The organism is Autumnicola edwardsiae, from assembly GCF_031846505.1.
Taxonomy (GTDB): domain Bacteria; phylum Bacteroidota; class Bacteroidia; order Flavobacteriales; family Flavobacteriaceae; genus Autumnicola; species Autumnicola edwardsiae.
In genome coordinates, this window is record NZ_JAVRHP010000034.1 from 17,292 (window position 1) to 33,324 (window position 16,033).

Annotated in this window: 19 protein-coding genes; 10 read left to right on the forward strand and 9 right to left on the reverse strand. The window is 36.7% G+C overall.

What is annotated here, in order from left to right:
- Positions 1 to 18: 18 nt before the first annotated feature.
- On the reverse strand, positions 19 to 204 hold the full coding sequence (locus RM529_RS08310; protein ID WP_311484343.1) for a CsbD family protein: 186 nt from the start codon (positions 202 to 204) through the stop codon (positions 19 to 21).
- Positions 205 to 323: 119 nt separating this feature from the next.
- Here RM529_RS08310 and RM529_RS08315 point away from each other — a divergent pair, with 119 nt between their 5' ends.
- Together RM529_RS08315 and RM529_RS08320 are read left to right on the forward strand one after the other, a co-directional pair.
- A complete protein-coding gene (locus tag RM529_RS08315) occupies positions 324 to 1,418 on the forward strand; it encodes an esterase-like activity of phytase family protein (protein WP_311484344.1) in 1,095 nt (364 codons plus the stop codon).
- A gap of 48 nt (positions 1,419 to 1,466) precedes the next feature.
- Complete coding sequence (locus RM529_RS08320; RefSeq protein WP_311484345.1) at positions 1,467 to 1,970, forward strand: SixA phosphatase family protein; 504 nt, start codon at positions 1,467 to 1,469, stop codon at positions 1,968 to 1,970.
- 3 nt (positions 1,971 to 1,973) lie between these two features.
- On the opposite strand, the gene RM529_RS08325 is transcribed toward RM529_RS08320, so the two are convergent.
- Positions 1,974 to 2,723 (reverse strand): DUF6503 family protein, encoded by a 750-nt coding sequence (locus tag RM529_RS08325; RefSeq protein WP_311484346.1) that lies wholly within the window; start codon positions 2,721 to 2,723, stop codon positions 1,974 to 1,976.
- Between the two features lie 142 nt (positions 2,724 to 2,865).
- On the opposite strand from RM529_RS08325, the gene smpB reads away from it, so the two are divergent.
- Together smpB and RM529_RS08335 are read left to right on the forward strand one after the other, a co-directional pair.
- Positions 2,866 to 3,330, forward strand: coding sequence for an SsrA-binding protein SmpB (gene smpB, locus RM529_RS08330; protein WP_311484347.1), 465 nt, complete (start codon positions 2,866 to 2,868; stop codon positions 3,328 to 3,330).
- Positions 3,331 to 3,424: 94 nt separating this feature from the next.
- Entirely contained in the window at positions 3,425 to 5,890 is a 2,466-nt protein-coding gene (locus tag RM529_RS08335; protein ID WP_311484348.1) for a DUF5686 and carboxypeptidase regulatory-like domain-containing protein, read from the forward strand.
- A gap of 116 nt (positions 5,891 to 6,006) precedes the next feature.
- Here RM529_RS08335 and RM529_RS08340 read toward each other — a convergent pair whose 3' ends face one another.
- Genes RM529_RS08340 through ruvX form a run of 4 tightly spaced genes read right to left on the reverse strand, consistent with a single transcriptional unit; the run spans position 6,007 to position 7,937 of the window.
- Positions 6,007 to 6,432, reverse strand: coding sequence for a DUF5606 family protein (locus tag RM529_RS08340; protein WP_311484349.1), 426 nt, complete (start codon positions 6,430 to 6,432; stop codon positions 6,007 to 6,009).
- 57 nt (positions 6,433 to 6,489) lie between these two features.
- Entirely contained in the window at positions 6,490 to 7,080 is a 591-nt protein-coding gene (def, locus tag RM529_RS08345) for a peptide deformylase (RefSeq protein ID WP_311484350.1), read from the reverse strand.
- 47 nt (positions 7,081 to 7,127) lie between these two features.
- Positions 7,128 to 7,487: a four helix bundle protein gene (locus RM529_RS08350; RefSeq protein ID WP_311484351.1), complete on the reverse strand. Its 360-nt coding sequence runs from the start codon at positions 7,485 to 7,487 to the stop codon at positions 7,128 to 7,130.
- Positions 7,488 to 7,529: 42 nt separating this feature from the next.
- Entirely contained in the window at positions 7,530 to 7,937 is a 408-nt protein-coding gene (gene ruvX, locus RM529_RS08355; RefSeq protein WP_311484352.1) for a Holliday junction resolvase RuvX, read from the reverse strand.
- Between the two features lie 133 nt (positions 7,938 to 8,070).
- On the opposite strand from ruvX, the gene RM529_RS08360 reads away from it, so the two are divergent.
- The 5 genes from RM529_RS08360 to RM529_RS08380 all read left to right on the forward strand — a co-directional run bounded on the left by RM529_RS08360 (position 8,071) and on the right by RM529_RS08380 (position 12,536).
- Positions 8,071 to 8,754: a DUF8692 domain-containing protein gene (locus RM529_RS08360; protein ID WP_311484353.1), complete on the forward strand. Its 684-nt coding sequence runs from the start codon at positions 8,071 to 8,073 to the stop codon at positions 8,752 to 8,754.
- A gap of 47 nt (positions 8,755 to 8,801) precedes the next feature.
- A complete protein-coding gene (locus RM529_RS08365) occupies positions 8,802 to 9,617 on the forward strand; it encodes a 2,3,4,5-tetrahydropyridine-2,6-dicarboxylate N-succinyltransferase (protein WP_311484354.1) in 816 nt (271 codons plus the stop codon).
- A gap of 117 nt (positions 9,618 to 9,734) precedes the next feature.
- The gene (locus tag RM529_RS08370) at positions 9,735 to 10,781 is read left to right on the forward strand and encodes a glycosyltransferase family 9 protein (RefSeq protein ID WP_311484355.1); all 1,047 of its coding nucleotides are present in this window, start codon (positions 9,735 to 9,737) and stop codon (positions 10,779 to 10,781) included.
- Between the two features lie 38 nt (positions 10,782 to 10,819).
- Positions 10,820 to 11,500, forward strand: coding sequence for a phosphocholine cytidylyltransferase family protein (locus RM529_RS08375; RefSeq protein WP_311484356.1), 681 nt, complete (start codon positions 10,820 to 10,822; stop codon positions 11,498 to 11,500).
- A 1-nt stretch (position 11,501) separates the two neighbouring features.
- On the forward strand, positions 11,502 to 12,536 hold the full coding sequence (locus tag RM529_RS08380; protein WP_311484357.1) for a CDP-glycerol glycerophosphotransferase family protein: 1,035 nt from the start codon (positions 11,502 to 11,504) through the stop codon (positions 12,534 to 12,536).
- A gap of 2 nt (positions 12,537 to 12,538) precedes the next feature.
- Here the strand turns inward: RM529_RS08380 and RM529_RS08385 are convergent, their stop codons facing one another.
- Genes RM529_RS08385 through RM529_RS08395 form a run of 3 tightly spaced genes read right to left on the reverse strand, consistent with a single transcriptional unit; the run spans position 12,539 to position 15,204 of the window.
- Entirely contained in the window at positions 12,539 to 13,291 is a 753-nt protein-coding gene (locus RM529_RS08385) for a lipopolysaccharide kinase InaA family protein (protein ID WP_311484358.1), read from the reverse strand.
- A 4-nt stretch (positions 13,292 to 13,295) separates the two neighbouring features.
- Complete coding sequence (locus RM529_RS08390; RefSeq protein WP_311484359.1) at positions 13,296 to 14,081, reverse strand: glycosyltransferase family 2 protein; 786 nt, start codon at positions 14,079 to 14,081, stop codon at positions 13,296 to 13,298.
- Between the two features lie 7 nt (positions 14,082 to 14,088).
- Entirely contained in the window at positions 14,089 to 15,204 is a 1,116-nt protein-coding gene (locus tag RM529_RS08395) for a glycosyltransferase family 4 protein (protein ID WP_311484360.1), read from the reverse strand.
- A 447-nt stretch (positions 15,205 to 15,651) separates the two neighbouring features.
- Between RM529_RS08395 and RM529_RS08400 the strand changes: the two genes are divergently transcribed.
- The coding region (locus RM529_RS08400; protein ID WP_349254641.1) for a glycosyltransferase at positions 15,652 to 16,033 on the forward strand (382 nt) is incomplete at its 3' end.

A 16,033-nucleotide genomic window follows, 5' to 3' on the forward strand; every position in this document is an offset into this window, starting at 1 on the left:
ATAATGCTAAAATTTTAACTACCACTTATCAATTTCTGTTCTTAATTCTTCTTTGCTTTTGCCGGTTCGCTCTTGCAGGCGTCCCAGCATCTCATCAAATTTGCCTTCGGTATAAGTGGCGTCATCATCGGTCACTTTACCGTATTTCTGCTTAAATTCTCCACGAATCTGTTTCCATTTACCTTCAACTCTATCATCATTCATAATTTTTAATCTTTAAATTAATACTAATCTTAAAAATACAATTAGAAAACCTCCTATTCTCTCAATAAACCGCCATTTTTATCTTAATGATTTGTTATTTTTACTGCTAAAAAAATCCTATGAGAAATTTAGCCAGCCTTGCTTTCGCCCTGTTGCTCATGGGCTGCGCCACGACAAGAAGAATTAATAATGACCAGGCAAGCTTAAAGTTTCTCGATGATTTTGTTTTGGATGCAGACTTAAAAGTTGACGGTACTAAAGTGGGAGGCCTCTCCGGAATAGATTTCAGTAATGGCAAATATTATATTATTTGTGATCAACCTTCTAATTCCAGGTTCTACATTGCAGATATAAAATTAAAAGGATTCTCTATAGATACGATTAACATTGAGAATGTAGTAAATATGCACCAGCCTGAAGCTACCGAAAACCTTTATCTTGACCTGGAATCCATTAGATTTCAACCCGAATCGAATACGGTAATGATTAGCAGTGAAGGTAGTATCGACAAGGGAAAAGACCCCGGGATCTTTAGATTCTCAGCAAATGGTGAATTTATTGAAGGATATACCATCCCGGATTATTTTTTAGCTTCAGGAGAACAAAAACCACGTAATAATGGTGTTTTTGAAGGGATGACTAAAAGTATTAATTATGAAGGTTATTGGGTCGCGACAGAATTGCCGCTGGAAAAAGATGGGCCTAAACCAAAGCTGTTCCCCACAACTTCACCCGTGCGTTTCACTCTGTATAATTCCGAAGAAAATAAAGCGGTAAAACAATTTGCCTACAAGCTGGATGGTATTTCGAAAATTCCTTTTCTGTACTTTGCTGTAAATGGTATTACTGAAATCCTGGAATATAAAAAGGAAAAATTCCTAGTGCTGGAACGGTCCTTTTCTGCGGGACACGGCACTAATAGTAATACCGTGAAAATATTTGCCGCAGATGCCCAAAACGCCACAAATACGCTGGATATAAACCGACTTCGAAAATCTGACTATCAATTTGCGGATAAAGAACTAATCTTTAACTTCAAATCTGTAAAAAAGCAGCTTTCTGAAGAAATAATAGATAATATTGAAGGGATGTGCTTTGGCCCTGTTCTTCCCAACGGGAATCGTTCTCTCGTTTTAATTTCTGATAATAACTTTAATAGCTTTGGAAAACAGCTCTCACAGATCATTCTTCTTGAAATAGAACATCTAAATTAGATGAAACTAATCCTGAAGAATTTCAGTTTCAATTACAACCATAATATTATGAAATACCTTCTTTTAATTCCAGTCTTCCTCTTTGCCTCCTGTGCAGGAATAAAAAATGATGATTCCCTGACGACATATTACTTTATTCGCCATGCCGAAAAAAGTACTATAGATCCGGCAAATGAAGATCCTGAACTTACAGAAGCAGGAAAAACAAGAACTGAAAAATGGGCGGAAATTTTCAGGGAAATAGATTTTGATCTTATTTACAGTTCCCGATATAAACGCACCGTAAATACCGCCACACCAATTGCTGAATCTCAGGATAAGGAAATCAAATATTTTAATACGCAAAAGCTCAATGATCAGCAATTTCAGAAAGAGACCAGAGGCAAAACTGTTTTGGTGGTTGGGCACAGCAATTTAAATCCGGAATGGATAAATTACATCCTGAAAGAGGAGAAATACTCCAATATCCCAGAAGATGAGTATGGCAGTCTTTTTATTGTTACCATACATCCCAACGGGAGCAGAACTTCACAGGTGCTTTACATTAATTAGAAGCTACTCTATAAGTTCCACTTCAATATCTTCATTAATAATTTTTGAAACCAGGCTGAGCTCACCCGCGGTATAAAGACTATCCAGTTTTTTTAAGTCTACCCTGGCTTCCCTGTACTTAAAATTCTCGTAATCAACAAAACGAATACCATTAATCACTCTTGGATTTATTGCTTTTCGAAATCTCACGCCCCCTCCGTTAACTTCAAAATTATAAGCAAGATAATCTACGGTAAAAATATCTTCATTAATCCAGTACAAATATTCATCTTCATGATCGCTTCCATTTGTCCCCGCCTCAAACGTAACTTTAATTTCGTAATATCCTTTGCCGTTAATAGTATCGCGGCCAACTAATTTTTTATTAACTCCCGGATCGTTAAGACCAAAAGGTAACTGCAAAAAATAATGTACAGAATTCACGCTGTTACTCACAGAATTTATAATCGAATCTGCCACTTTAACAACAGAATCATTTCTAAACCTTATAAGTCCGTTGTTAGAAAGTAGGTCACGGGTTTTAGACCCTAAAGAATCGATAACCAAACGCTCCAGTTCAAATTCGCCGTTATTGCGGGTACTTTTGTAAGAAACATTTCTAAAGTTGAAGTTTATACGGGCCCTTTGGTAGTTCTCCCCACCTGCAATTTCAATTGCTTTATTTACCACCTCCTGTGCATCACTTTCTTCATTCGATTCCTTGCAGGAAAAAAATGCTAATACTATAATTAAAACGATAAACCTATATTTCATAAAACTTCCAAATTGCAGCAAAGATAGCCATTTACAGGGGATTTATATCATCCTTAAAAACATCAAAATACTTAGCTGATTGCTGAATTTTAAAGAAACATTATAAGCTTTTCTAAATAAAGCTTCCTATTTTTGCAGGTCTATGAAGAATTCTAACACCATCAACATAAAAAACCGAAAGGCGAAATTTGAATATGAATTTCTCGATAAATACATCGCGGGAATTCAGCTTGCAGGTACCGAAATAAAGGCAATCCGCCAGGGAAAAGCCTCTATTGCCGAAAGCTTCTGCGAATTTCAGAATCATGAGCTTTTCGTGATTAATATGCATGTTGAGGAATATTCTCATGCCACCCATTTTAATCACAATCCTAAAAGTGAACGGAAATTACTTCTTCAGAAAAGAGAACTACGGAAATTAGAAAAGGAAGTAAAAAATTCTGGTTTAACCATTATTCCGTTGCGATTGTTCATTAATGACCGCGGACTCGCAAAAATCCAGATCACCCTTGCTAAAGGTAAAAAGATATACGACAAGAGGGAGACCATCAAAAACCGTGAGAGCAAGAGAAAACTGGACCGTATCAAAAAAGAATTCAATTCATAAAATATTTACAGGTACAATCTCAAGCTCCAATCAACAATTTTACTTACCTAAACTGTAAACTTTTTTCTTATTTTGCCGCCTTAAATGATACTACATGTACAGGCTGCCTTTACTTTTTTTTCTTTTAATTTCTTCGTCTTCAGTTTTAGCACAAATCACCGGAAAAGTTACAGATACCCGCGGCGAAGCTTTGCCATATGTAAATGTATATACCGAAAATGGCCATTTTGGGACCACCACCAATGAGAATGGAAATTATAGTCTGAAGGTTTCCACACCGGGTAGTTACGCTCTTGTTTTTCAGTTTTTGGGCTATAAAAGTGTGAAAAGAGAGGTAAATATCCAGAATTTTCCGTTCAAACTCGATATTTCTATGGCCGAGGAGACTACTAGCCTTTCTGAAGTTACCGTAGATGCCAATGAAAATCCGGCAAATGCCATTATTAGGAAAGCAATAAATTTTCGGGAAGAAAATGCGGCAAAAGTTGAAGAATACACTGCAGATTTCTATTCCCGCGGGCTCTGGAGGATTAAAAATGCACCCGAAAAGATTTTGGGACAGGAAATTGGGGATTTGGGAGGTGGCCTGGACTCCACCCGTAGCGGAATTGTATACTTAAGCGAAACCATTTCAGAAATTTCGTATAGAAAACCAGATGATTTTAAAGAAAAGATCATTGCTTCAAAAGTAAGTGGCAACGACAATGGTTTCAGCCTTAATTCTGCCCAGGAAGCTTATTTTTCCTTCTACAAAAACACTATTGAGATTAACAGTGAGATTGTTTCCCCAATTGCAGACTATGCATTCAATTACTACCGTTATAAGCTGGAAGGCAGCTTTTATGACGATAATGGCCATTTAATCAATAAGATAAAAGTCACTCCCAAACGGCCGGAAGATCGTGTATTTTCAGGATATATCTATATTGCAGAGGACTTTTGGCAAATTTTTGGTGTAGAGCTTAAGACCACGGGAAAAGCCATCCAGGTTCAACCAATAGAAACCCTTCAATTTAAACAGAATTATAAATTTTCTGAAGAAAACGGGTTCTATATTCAGATTTCCCAAACGGTGGACTTTGAGTTTTCCATGTTCGGGATTTCTGGTGACGGAAGATTTACTGCAGTTTACAGTAATTACAATTTTGAACCCGATTTTACCAAACGGAGTTTTGGAAAAGAAGTACTCGCTTTTGCTCCTGCCGCAAATAAAAAAGATTCTCTGTTCTGGAAAAACCTGAGACCGGTCCCGCTTACTTCCGAAGAAAAGAATGACTACATAAAGAAAGACAGTATTCAGGAGAAAAAGCAATCCCGGCAATACCTGGATTCTATTGATGCCGAAAGGAACAAATTTCAGCTTACAGATCCTTTAATGGGTTATACTTACCGCAATTTGCATAAAAAAAGGATGTTCAGTATTAGTTCTCCCTTATTTGGTGTCAAATTTAATACCGTACAGGGCTGGAATACTTCAGTAGATGTAGAATTTCAGCAAAACAACGTTGATAATGATACCAAATACTGGCGCATCTTTTCTGAATTAAACTATGGCCTGGCCGAAGAGCGATTCAGAATAAACGGAGGATTTGAGAAAAAATTTAATGATATTAACAATGCTCGTCTGAAAATTACCGGTGGGGTTGAAACTGCTCAAATTAATACCCGCGAACCTATTACGAGGCTAATAAACAGCATTACCACACTATTTTTCGAAAGAAATTATATGAAGTTGTACGAACGCTCGTTTGCAGAAATAGAATATGAGCAGGAGATAGTTAACGGATTTGATTTCTCCGGAAATTTAACTTTTGAAGAGCGTAAGCCGTTAACCAATACCACAGACTATGTTTTTATAGCCCGGGATGATGTGGAATATACTTCCAACAATCCCTTAGCGCCCGATGATTTTGGTTCTGTTCCTTTTGAAGAACACCAAATCTTTAAATTAAACATTCTTGGGGAAATTAATTTTGGACAAAAGTATATGAGCTATCCGGATAGGAAATACAACATCCCGAATGAGAAATATCCAAAATTGTACTTCGCTTACGAAAAAGGATTCGGGTCTAATACTGAAAATTACAATTTTGATCAATTTAAAGCACTTGTGACGCAGCAAATAAGTCTGGGAAATAAAGGAGAATTTGGATACAGCGCCAGCGGAGGTACTTTTTTAAATGCTGAAGATATTGCTTTTGTAGACTACCAGCATTTTAACGGAAATCAGACCAGGATTGGCTTTGGAAGCTATCTGCAGACTTTTAACCTGCTCCCGTATTACGCGCTGAGTACCAACCAGACTTATGCAGAAGGACACCTGGAACATAATTTCCAGGGGTGGATTTTGGGTAAAATTCCTTTTTTAAACAAACTGAATTATAACCTTATTCTGGGTGCTCACGCACTTTACACTCAGGAAAATAAACCTTATTCAGAATATTCTGTGGGTATAGATAACCTCGGATTTGGCAAATATCGGTTCTTAAGGCTGGATTATGTAGTATCTAACCAGGATGGAAACCGGGACGGCGCATTTATCTTCGGATTAAAATTTTGATGCACTATCCTAACCAATGCCGAAAAATGGCAAAAAAAAGAGCCGGACAAAAGTTTTGAATTCATTCAGGGAAATTCAAATTTAGGTCCGGCCAGTAAAATATCTACAAGCGAAGTCTATTCCTCTTCGTCTTTTGTTTTTTCTTCAGCAGATTCTTTAGAAAAATCTGTAAAGCCATTTTTAATCAACAGGTTGTACCACTGGATGATCTTCTTTATATCACTGGCATAAACCCTGTCCACATCATATTCCGGAAGAACTTCAGCAAAATAATCTTCCAGTTTTGTTTTGGAAGATTTATGGTCTATTGCCTCTCCCCCGTCTTCCTTTTCTTTTATCTTCTGAAGGACCTCTCCTAGCGGAACTTCTTCAGTATAAGTATAAATAGCAATTTCGCTTAGCACACTTACATTGTGGCGCAAATTCACAGATATCTTTTTTCCGTCCACGATAGAAGTTGCTATAAACCCTCCGCGGGTCTGTGCATTCATTTCGTATAATCCCGGTTTACCTGAGATTGCCAGTATTTTTTCTAAACCCATAGTTCTTTTTCAATTTCGGTGGCAAATATGATATTACTGCCCCAATTATCAAAATGATTATCTGCCTTTTTTCATCTCCGGAAAACGCATCTTATACTCGATCTTAATTTTTCCTTTTGAAATATTGCTTAGCTTGCTTTTTATCAGTCGTTTTTTAAGACTGGAAAGCTTATCTGTAAACAAAATTCCCTCAATGTGATCGTATTCATGCTGAATTACCCTTGCTGCCAGCCCGGAATAGCTTTCTTTATGCGTATTAAAACTTTCGTCCTGATATTCTATCACAATTTCAGGTTTTCTAAAAACATCCTCCCTGATTTCAGGGATACTGAGGCATCCTTCATTAAAACCCCATTCTTCTCCTTCTTCCTGAATAATTCTAGGATTAATAAATACCTTTCTAAGGTTTAAAAGCTGTTCCTTCTCCTTCTCATCCAATTCTTCATCTTCTGCAAATGGTGCAGGATCTATCATGAACATCCTTACCGGAATTCCAACCTGTGGCGCGGCCAGTCCCACTCCGTAAGCGTTGTACATTGTGTCCCACATATTATTTATTAATTCTTCCAGCTTGGGAAAATCTTCAGGAATTTCTTTCGCTTTTTTCCTCAAAACCGGATCTCCATAAGCTACAATAGGTAAAATCATTTTTAAATGTTTATTGTTAAAGGTCTAATGTTAAGTAACCTTCTGTATCACTCTCTTTTATTAGTTTTCTCTGCTGTTCTACGTGAAGAAACAAAAATAGCTGTTAATTCTCTTCCTTCTTTTAATGCTGATTCAAATGTCATGCCGGTCGCCAACCCTTCTTCTTTAAGGAACTCCATCCAAAAAACACATTCATCGGCTTCTTCAATGACAATGCTTAATTTTGAAATAAAAGCTTTTTTACTTTGGCCAAGACTTGCAGCTCTATAATTTGCCGCCACTGAAGTTGAGGACCTTATTAACTGATGTTTAGTATGCCTTCCTAAAGCAGATTCCGGCAACGAAAGGGCAATTTTCACACATAAATGTGCAAAATCTTTAGAACATAATTTAAGATCTCTCAGCATTGAGAATGACTTTTCTATTAAACCTTAAGCCTTTAACCCTAATCATTTATACAAATAAGATTGTAAAATAATCGTTGCACTAATTTCGTCAACAAGTGCTTTATCTTTTCTCTTTTTCTTAGACATTCCGCTATCGATCATACTCTGAAAAGCCATTTTAGAGGTAAAACGCTCGTCTACTCTTTTCATTTGCATCTGCGGAAATTTTTCCGAAAACTTCTTCAGGAACTCCTGTATATACACTTCACTTTCTGAAGCTGTATTGTCCATTTGCCTTGGTTCCCCAATAAGCACAAGCTCTACATTTTCTGATTTAAAATAACCTTCCAGATAAATCAGCAATTCTTTTGTAGCAACTGTGGCAAGCCCAGAGGCTATAATCTGCATCTCATCTGTAACCGCAATGCCTGTACGCTTTACCCCATAATCCAGTGCTAAAATTCTTGCCATAATCTTTTCACAAAAGTACATTTAAAAATACACACTTAAAACTTATACTTCATAATCAGTAATTAGATGACTCCTCCACATTCTGCTTAAATTGTTTTAAATTTGCCGAATAAATTTGCCCTGCACTATCCAAATGAAGCAAATAAATCCAAAAAAGGTCCTTTTAGGACTACTTATAGTGATCGGAGTCTTACTTACTCTTAACATTATTAGTTATCTTAATTTATATTACAACCATCTGGACCCCGAAAGCTTATTTTTTAGAAAGACCAATTTTGATGAAGAAAAAAATGCACCCTCTATCTTTTCCGCCTGCCTGCATTTTATTGCTTCAATTCTTTTGACTATAGTAGGCTTCAGTAAATTAAAAATTGAAAACAGCAAGAAATTCTGGTGGTCTCTGAGTTTCGTTTTTCTTTTTACGGGTATGGATGAACTTTTAAGAATTCACGAGAAAATTGGGGGCTCTATATCGAATACGTACGAAACCTCAGGCATCCTCCACTTTGCATGGGTGATCCCTTATGTCTTAGCAGTTTTCCTCCTTGCCCTCTTTATCTTTAAGCCGCTCTTTAAACTTCCTAAGAAAACGGTCATAAATTTTATAGTTGCAGGATTTTTATTCATATTGGGGGCGGTTGGAGTAGAAATGCTTACTGGCTGGCACATAGAACATTACCAACTGGATGAAACAAAATTATTTCGTATTCCCGATACTTTTATCCTTTCAACTATAGAGGAACTATTAGAAATGCTGGGAATGAGCTTATTCGTTTACGCTATTCTGCTTTTTCTAAAAAAATACAGGCTCAGCTAAAACAGAAATTTTTATTTAAATTTAAAATTTATATTACGATCAATTATATGGAACAACTACAGAAAATCATTGAAAAAACCTGGGAAAACCGGGACTTACTTCAAGATAAAGAAACAACAGATGCCATACGTGAGGTCATCGAACTGCTTGATAAGGGAAAGCTTAGAACAGCAGAACCAACAGCAAACGGATGGCAGGTAAACGAATGGGTTAAAAAAGCAGTTGTTTTGTACTTCCCTATTCAAAAAATGGAAACCCTGGAAGCTGGTATTTTTGAATATCACGATAAAATGCCCTTAAAAAGAGGTTATAAAGAAAAAGGAATCCGTGTTGTTCCAAATGCGGTTGCACGCCACGGAGCTTATATTTCCAGCGGAGTAATAATGATGCCAAGCTATGTAAATATTGGTGCTTATGTAGACGAAGGTACTATGGTGGACACCTGGGCCACTGTGGGAAGCTGTGCGCAAATTGGAAAAAATGTGCATTTAAGTGGTGGTGTAGGAATTGGTGGAGTTCTAGAACCTTTACAGGCTGCTCCCGTAATTATTGAAGATAACGCTTTTTTAGGCTCCAGAAGCATTGTGGTAGAAGGGATTCGTGTAGAAAAAGAAGCTGTACTTGGAGCAAATGTTGTACTTACGGGTTCTACAAAAATTATTGATGTTACAGGAGATGAGCCTAAGCAATTTGAAGGTTATGTGCCGGCAAGATCTGTGGTAATTCCAGGTAGTTATACCAAGAAATTCCCCGCAGGTGAATACCAGGTACCATGTGCTCTTATTATTGGTAAAAGAAAAGAAAGCACCAATAAAAAAACATCACTTAATGATGCTTTAAGGGAGTATAGCGTAGCGGTATAAAAATCTGCCCCCCTAACCCCCGAAGGGGGAATAATATATTCTTAATAAAAAACAGGAGGGCTAAATAAGAACAAATTCAGAACAACTCCTCCCCTTCGGGGAGGCTGGGAGGGGCTTATGAAAATACTTGTAATACAGCAAAAAATGATTGGGGATGTACTAACATCCTCAATCTTGTTTGAAGCTCTACGGAAAGAATTTCCCGAGGCAGAATTGCATTATCTAATTTATCCTCACACTATCCCTGTTGTTGAAAATAATCCTCACATTGACCGGATTATCCCTTTCGACACCACAAGGAGCTTCTATAGTTACATAAGAGAGGTCAAAAATTCAAAATATCATGCTGTAATTGATGTTTACGCAATTCCTATTACAGCACTTATCACCGGACTCTCAGGTGCCAAGTTCCGTATTTCATACGAGAAATGGTATACACGGCCATTCTGCACTCACCTCTTCAGCCAGAACATTGAAGCCCAAACCCCGGCCGGTGCTTCTATTGAGAAAAGGTTACGCCTGCTATCTCCGTTATCTTCTAATTTTCCTGCGGAAATCAAACCCAAGATATACTTAGATAAAGAAGAATTAACACAGGCAGAGCAGCTGTTAAAGACAGCAGAAATTTCTTCAGAAAAACCTCTTTACATGATTAGCGTCCTGGGCAGTTCGCAAAATAAAACTTACCCTCCTAAATATCTCGCTGAGCTGTTAGATTGCATTGTGGAACAAAGAGAAGCTGAACTTCTGTTCAACTATATTCCTTCTCAGAAAGAAGATGCAGAACGATTATTCCAGCTCTGCAACCCCTTCACCAAAAAAAGCATTCACCTGCAAATATTTGGAAAAAGCCTGAGAGAATTTATATCTTTAACTTCACAATGTGATGCACTAATCGGTAATGAAGGTGGCGCCGTAAATATCGCTAAGGCACTAAATATTCCCACTTTCGCAATCTTCTCTCCGCAAATCCCGAAAGAAAACTGGAATAGTTATGAAGATGGGATTAACCATACTTCTGTACATCTTAAAGATTTTTATCCTGATGCTTTTGACGGTTATACCGATGAAGATGTGGCCAAAAAAGCCTCTCAATTTTATGAACTGCTAAAACCAAAGCTTATCTTCGCAAATCTGAAAAATTTCACAGAAAAACATCCCTAATTAAATAGAGAACAAGTTAGTTTACAAAATAATTTTACATGAAAATTGTGATACTTGCAGCAGGAATAGGCTCACGCCTGGGAAATCCATTCCCAAAACCCCTTACTCCCCTACGCGGCGGCAAAAGTATAATGGAAAAGCAAATCGAAAATCTTTCTAAATACTTCAATCCTCACGATATCTCAGTAGTAGTAGGTTTTAAAAAAGATTTAATCATGGAACGCTTTCCAGATTTGGCCTATATCTACAACCCTTATTTTGACGCCACCAATACTTCGAAAAGCCTTTTAAAGGCCCTTAAGAAATATAGAAATGAGGATGTTCTCTGGCTTAACGGAGATGTGATTTTTGACAGTAAACTCTTTACAGTCCTCCAGCAGGAAATCGAAGATAAAAATTCGTTTGTTTCTGTAAATACTTCACGAGTGGCTGAAGAAGAAGTTAAATATACCCTTAGCGCCGGGTATATTAATGAGCTTTCCAAACAGGTAAAAAATGGTCTGGGCGAAGCTGTTGGAATTAATTTTATTTCTAAAAATGATATGTCTTCATTTATCGATCAGCTTGAAAACTGCGATGACAATGATTATTTTGAAAGAGGAATAGAGCTTGCTGTTCAGGAAAACGGACTGAAGATAAAAGCAGTGGATATTTCAAGATTCCGTTGTATGGAAGTGGATTTTAAAGAAGACCTGGAAGAAGCAAACAATATCTTTTAAGATGAAATTTGTATTATTTTGTCAAAATCCATACGCTTTCGGAATTTTAGCTCCCATTAAAGATGTTCTAATTGAAAGAGAGCATCTTTACATCTGGTTCCTAACCGAAAATATCGTTGGGAAATTACCTTTTAATAATGATCCCTCTACTAACGATATTAAAAAATTAAAAGAATATGAAGCCGATGCTATTCTTTGTCCCGGAAATGAGGTTCCACATTACCTGAGAGGATTAAAAGTACAAATCTTCCATGGACTGGCAGGAGAGAAAAAAGGCCATTTCAGAATAAGGCACTATTTTGATCTATACCTTACCCAAGGACCTTATTTCACCTCCCGTTTTAAAGAGTTACAAAAAAAATATACTGATTTTGACGTAATTGAAACCGGGTGGTCCAAGCTCGATACGTACGGACAGAATTTAAGAAAATATGCCGGAGATAAAAAGGCATTTCTTCAAAAGTATCAGACCAACAAGTTAATTTTGTATGCCCCCACTTTTTCCCCCTCCCTTACTTCTGCTCCGTATTTGGCGGAAGAAATCACGAAGCTGGCCGAAAATGAGCATTTTCTGGTGGTCATTAAGTTCCACGATTTAATGGCTCAGGAAGTTATAGACATTTACAAAGCTCTTGCAGCCAAGAGGAAGAACATTATTATTGAAAAAGCTCCCAATATCCTGAGGCTTTTATTAATGGCAGATTTGATGATAAGCGACACTTCGTCTGTTGTATATGAGTTTTTACTTCTTAACAAACCGGTAATTACCTTCAGAAGCAATTCAGAAAATATTCTTTGGGAAAATTCTGAAGCATATTCACATCTAACTGAGAAAGTGGTCAAAAATCTTGCAGAAGATCCATTCCGGCAAAAAAGGGAGAAGATTATTGAAAATTATCACCCTTATAGTGACGGAAAATCTTCCCTGAGAATGGTAAATGCTATTGAGGAGTATATCAAAGAAAATGGAGTACCGGAAAAACGAAAACTGTCTTTCCTGCGCCGGCTAAAGATTAATAGGATGTTCGGTAAATAAATTCAGGATTTCCAGAATCTAAGCTTTCTTTTAAGTTCCTTTTTTCTCTTAAATTTTTCCTGAAACTGCATAGTAAAAAACCACATCTTCTCAAAGGTTTCACTTTCAGGTTTTCCTATAAGCTGTGAATATTCGTTTGCCATCACTTCCACCATCTCCATTTGTGGGGTTAACCGGGAAAAATTTTTCATTCGCTCTGCAAAATTTAATTCCTTGAAGTTCATCCGGTTTAGATCTACAAGAAAAAATTTATATTCGTTGTCGTGAATTTGTATTAAAGTATTTCCCGGAGAGTGATCCAGAAATTCAATTTGCTTCTCATGAAGTTGATAAGTGAACCGGGTAAATGCACGAAGAATTTCCTCATGACCTTTATTTTTCAGGTCAATTTCCCTAAAGGTCAAATCGTGATCCAGATGTTCACTCACATAGTAACTTTCCAAAAATAACATAGACGAGGTATGTTCCGCAAAAGCAAGAGGCACAGGCGTTCCAATTCCTCTGGAAAGTAAAATGTGAGCATAATTAAATGAGCGCTCTGCTTTAGATTTTCTAAAAAAGCGGTAAACAAATTTGTTTACAGTATTAGGTATCTTAAAAGATTTAATATTGATCTTCCTATCCCGAAGATCAAAAACTTTAATGCTGTTGCGTTTTCCTGGTGTTATCGCTTTTCCTTTTACTGCAAAATCGTGGAGTAAGGACTTTATTTCTCCCTGTCTCCCTTCCTGATTATGACTAAAGCGAATCTTCATTTAACTATTTTAAATACTTCTCTACTCCGTTCTTACAGCGGACTATTTTACGCTGAATGCTAAGCTTTTGGATTTTCTCATTTTCAGCCAGACGCTCCCGGGAATTTTCGGGGTGGTAAAGGTGATAGATAATCCCCCCGTAACGTAAGCGTTTACCTTTAATACCTTTATTCAAAAGTCGAATTACAAATTCTGAATCCTCGCGCCCCCACCCCTCCATATCTTCATCATATCCATTCACTTCTATAAAATCTTTCCTCCAGTAGGAGAGATTACAACCCCGCACTTTAGAAGAAAAAACATTGCTTTCCCTATACGTATCCCTAAAAGCAGGAATACGAATATTCCGGGTACGTTTCTTTATTAAGCCGGAAAAAAAAGAAAAAGAATAAAGCTCTTTTTCCATCACTTCCTCTAATGCTCCAGCCGTTATATTAACTCTTGAGCCATAGAGAAAAACATTCTCTCTTACCATGGCAAGATGGTCTTTCATAAAATCTTTATGAAGTACACAATCGCCATCTATTTGTATAATATAATCTGAACTGGATTTTGCGACGGCTTTATTCAGTACTGCCGATTTGTGAAACCCTCTATCTTCCTGCCATGTATGAATAAGAGGCAAATTCTCCTGTCTAAATTTCTCAATAACAGCCGCTGTTTCTTCCGTAGAACCATCATCTGCGATCAAAATCTCATCGGGTATAGAGGACTGATCGGCCGCGCTTTTTAGCACTAATTCCAGAGCTTTAGGCCAGTTATATGTTGAAATGAGCAAAGCAATTTTCATAATCCTTTTAACGTCTGGTATTTGCAAGCAGGTCTTGATAAACTTTCAGAGTGTTCTTTCCAAGCTGTTCTGCAGTAAATTTCTCCAGAAAAATATTATAAGATCTTTCTCTAAATTTTTCTGCCAATTCCGGATTGTTTATAAACTTATATAATTTTTCCGCCAGTTTTTCTGGATCTTTAACTTCTGCAGTAAAACCATTATGCCCATCTTTAATGACCTCGTCTACTACGCCTACTTTTGTGGAAATCACCGGTGTCTTTTTGTAAAAAGCTTCTATAACAGAAGAAGGTCCACCTTCCCTTTCTGAAGTCATTATAAAAACATCAAATTGTGAATGATAAGCTGAAGCATTCTTTACAAATCCCATGAGAGTAATATGTGCTTGCAGGTCTAATTTTTTAATTTTTTCTTTTAATACTGGAGTTAATTTTGAGAATTGGCCAATCTGTACGATATGAACATTTCTTATATTAAATTTATGCACAAGAATATCAAGCGTGTCGATTAGTACAGGTAAATCCTTTGCATTGGTGTGGTTAGCTATATTTCCTATTAAAAAAGTCCCCTCTTCAAGCTTTAATTTTTCTCTTATCTGGAATTCAGTTTCTTGCGGAATATTTTCTATTTTAACTCCATTATAAACTGTGACCAATTTTTTCTGATTTTCTTTTTTAAGAATTTCGCTGAAGTGCCTTTCCACATATTTTGAGATACAAAGAATTTTATCGATATTCTTATAGTTGTATTTGAGCCTACTGAATAAGCCTGTTTTTCTTCTTATACCTTTCCGTGCGAAAAGTGTGGGCGTTTTAAGGGAATAAAAAAGGTCTGTAAGCACATAACCCGTTACTGAATCACTACTATGTAAATGAATGATATCAATTTTATGTTCTTTTATAATAGAATTGAGAAATTTAAGATATTCCAGAGAATGCGGTTTTAAAGTATCAGTTGAAAGAACAGCTATATCATATTTTTTCACTTCTTCATGCAAAGGGGTGTTATTAAAGCAAAAAATTTTCTGTTCCACTCCTTGCTTTTTTAATTCATCTATAAGATAAATTAGCTGCTGCTCGTTACCGCCCCAACTTCTTGCTCCAGATACATGTAAAACAGTCATTCCTTTTATCCTTGAATAAGGCAAAGATATTTAAAAATGCATAGGACCAAATAGAATATCTCCGCAATTTTCAGCCGCTTAGAAGCTATGTCAGCAAAAAACAATTACTTCCTCTGCTCTTTCTCTATGCCGAAAATTGGCTAATTTCAGGCTTCACTTAAAAAGGAACTTAAACCACTGTCCAAAATTCTTTTTGCGAATATACCTATCTGAAGGAATTAATGTATGGTATTAAGAAAAAGTCAGAATAGGCCGAAAATTGTCATTTTTAACCTTCCGTTTTCTTAAAAAAGCAATTCAAATATAATTATTTGAGATTAGCATTATTTAGCTCTTCCCGTACATTTTTATTTGTATCAATTTCTGAACAAAAAAAAATTAAAGCTGCCGATTACCTTCCTTTAATACCGAATTTTTTAATTTCACCATCTATTTTACATTAAAAAATTGCAGAACATAGAAAAACATCACCGGCATCCTGAGTTGACTATCCTCCACCTTTCAGCGGTTAAAAAATGGGGCGGCGGCGAAAAGCATATTGAAAATTTATGCAGGGAACTTCCAAGTGTGGCTCCAAAAATTAACAATATCGTCCTTTACAACAGGAAATTGCGCTTCAGTAAAACTTTTTATACTAAAAAAACAGATATAATTCCGGCTTCTCTCGGCTTCAAATTAGATCCGCGTTTTGTGGCAAAAATCATTCTTATTTGCAGGAGAAAAGAGGTGGATATTGTACATATTCACGACAGCACCGCGCTAGCGCTCTATATCATAGGCTCCCAAATTACTCCACTTCCTCCGGCCGTCTTTAGCAAAAAAACCTCTT

What these genes read in the sequence shown, in the direction of transcription:
- RM529_RS08390 (WP_311484359.1), bottom strand. Translation starts at nt 14,081, where the DNA reads ATGAAAATTGCTTTGCTCATTTCAACATATAACTGGCCTAAAGCTCTG.
- RM529_RS08370 (WP_311484355.1), top strand. Translation starts at nt 9,735, where the DNA reads ATGAAAATACTTGTAATACAGCAAAAAATGATTGGGGATGTACTAACA.
- RM529_RS08340 (WP_311484349.1), bottom strand. Translation starts at nt 6,432, where the DNA reads ATGGGTTTAGAAAAAATACTGGCAATCTCAGGTAAACCGGGATTATAC.
- RM529_RS08315 (WP_311484344.1), top strand. Translation starts at nt 324, where the DNA reads ATGAGAAATTTAGCCAGCCTTGCTTTCGCCCTGTTGCTCATGGGCTGC.
- RM529_RS08385 (WP_311484358.1), bottom strand. Translation starts at nt 13,291, where the DNA reads ATGAAGATTCGCTTTAGTCATAATCAGGAAGGGAGACAGGGAGAAATA.
- ruvX (WP_311484352.1), bottom strand. Translation starts at nt 7,937, where the DNA reads ATGGCAAGAATTTTAGCACTGGATTATGGGGTAAAGCGTACAGGCATT.
- RM529_RS08375 (WP_311484356.1), top strand. Translation starts at nt 10,820, where the DNA reads ATGAAAATTGTGATACTTGCAGCAGGAATAGGCTCACGCCTGGGAAAT.
- RM529_RS08350 (WP_311484351.1), bottom strand. Translation starts at nt 7,487, where the DNA reads ATGCTGAGAGATCTTAAATTATGTTCTAAAGATTTTGCACATTTATGT.
- RM529_RS08325 (WP_311484346.1), bottom strand. Translation starts at nt 2,723, where the DNA reads ATGAAATATAGGTTTATCGTTTTAATTATAGTATTAGCATTTTTTTCC.
- RM529_RS08365 (WP_311484354.1), top strand. Translation starts at nt 8,802, where the DNA reads ATGGAACAACTACAGAAAATCATTGAAAAAACCTGGGAAAACCGGGAC.
- RM529_RS08380 (WP_311484357.1), top strand. Translation starts at nt 11,502, where the DNA reads ATGAAATTTGTATTATTTTGTCAAAATCCATACGCTTTCGGAATTTTA.
- RM529_RS08310 (WP_311484343.1), bottom strand. Translation starts at nt 204, where the DNA reads ATGAATGATGATAGAGTTGAAGGTAAATGGAAACAGATTCGTGGAGAA.
- RM529_RS08395 (WP_311484360.1), bottom strand. Translation starts at nt 15,204, where the DNA reads ATGACTGTTTTACATGTATCTGGAGCAAGAAGTTGGGGCGGTAACGAG.
- def (WP_311484350.1), bottom strand. Translation starts at nt 7,080, where the DNA reads ATGATTTTACCTATTGTAGCTTATGGAGATCCGGTTTTGAGGAAAAAA.
- RM529_RS08360 (WP_311484353.1), top strand. Translation starts at nt 8,071, where the DNA reads ATGAAGCAAATAAATCCAAAAAAGGTCCTTTTAGGACTACTTATAGTG.
- RM529_RS08320 (WP_311484345.1), top strand. Translation starts at nt 1,467, where the DNA reads ATGAAATACCTTCTTTTAATTCCAGTCTTCCTCTTTGCCTCCTGTGCA.
- smpB (WP_311484347.1), top strand. Translation starts at nt 2,866, where the DNA reads ATGAAGAATTCTAACACCATCAACATAAAAAACCGAAAGGCGAAATTT.
- RM529_RS08335 (WP_311484348.1), top strand. Translation starts at nt 3,425, where the DNA reads ATGTACAGGCTGCCTTTACTTTTTTTTCTTTTAATTTCTTCGTCTTCA.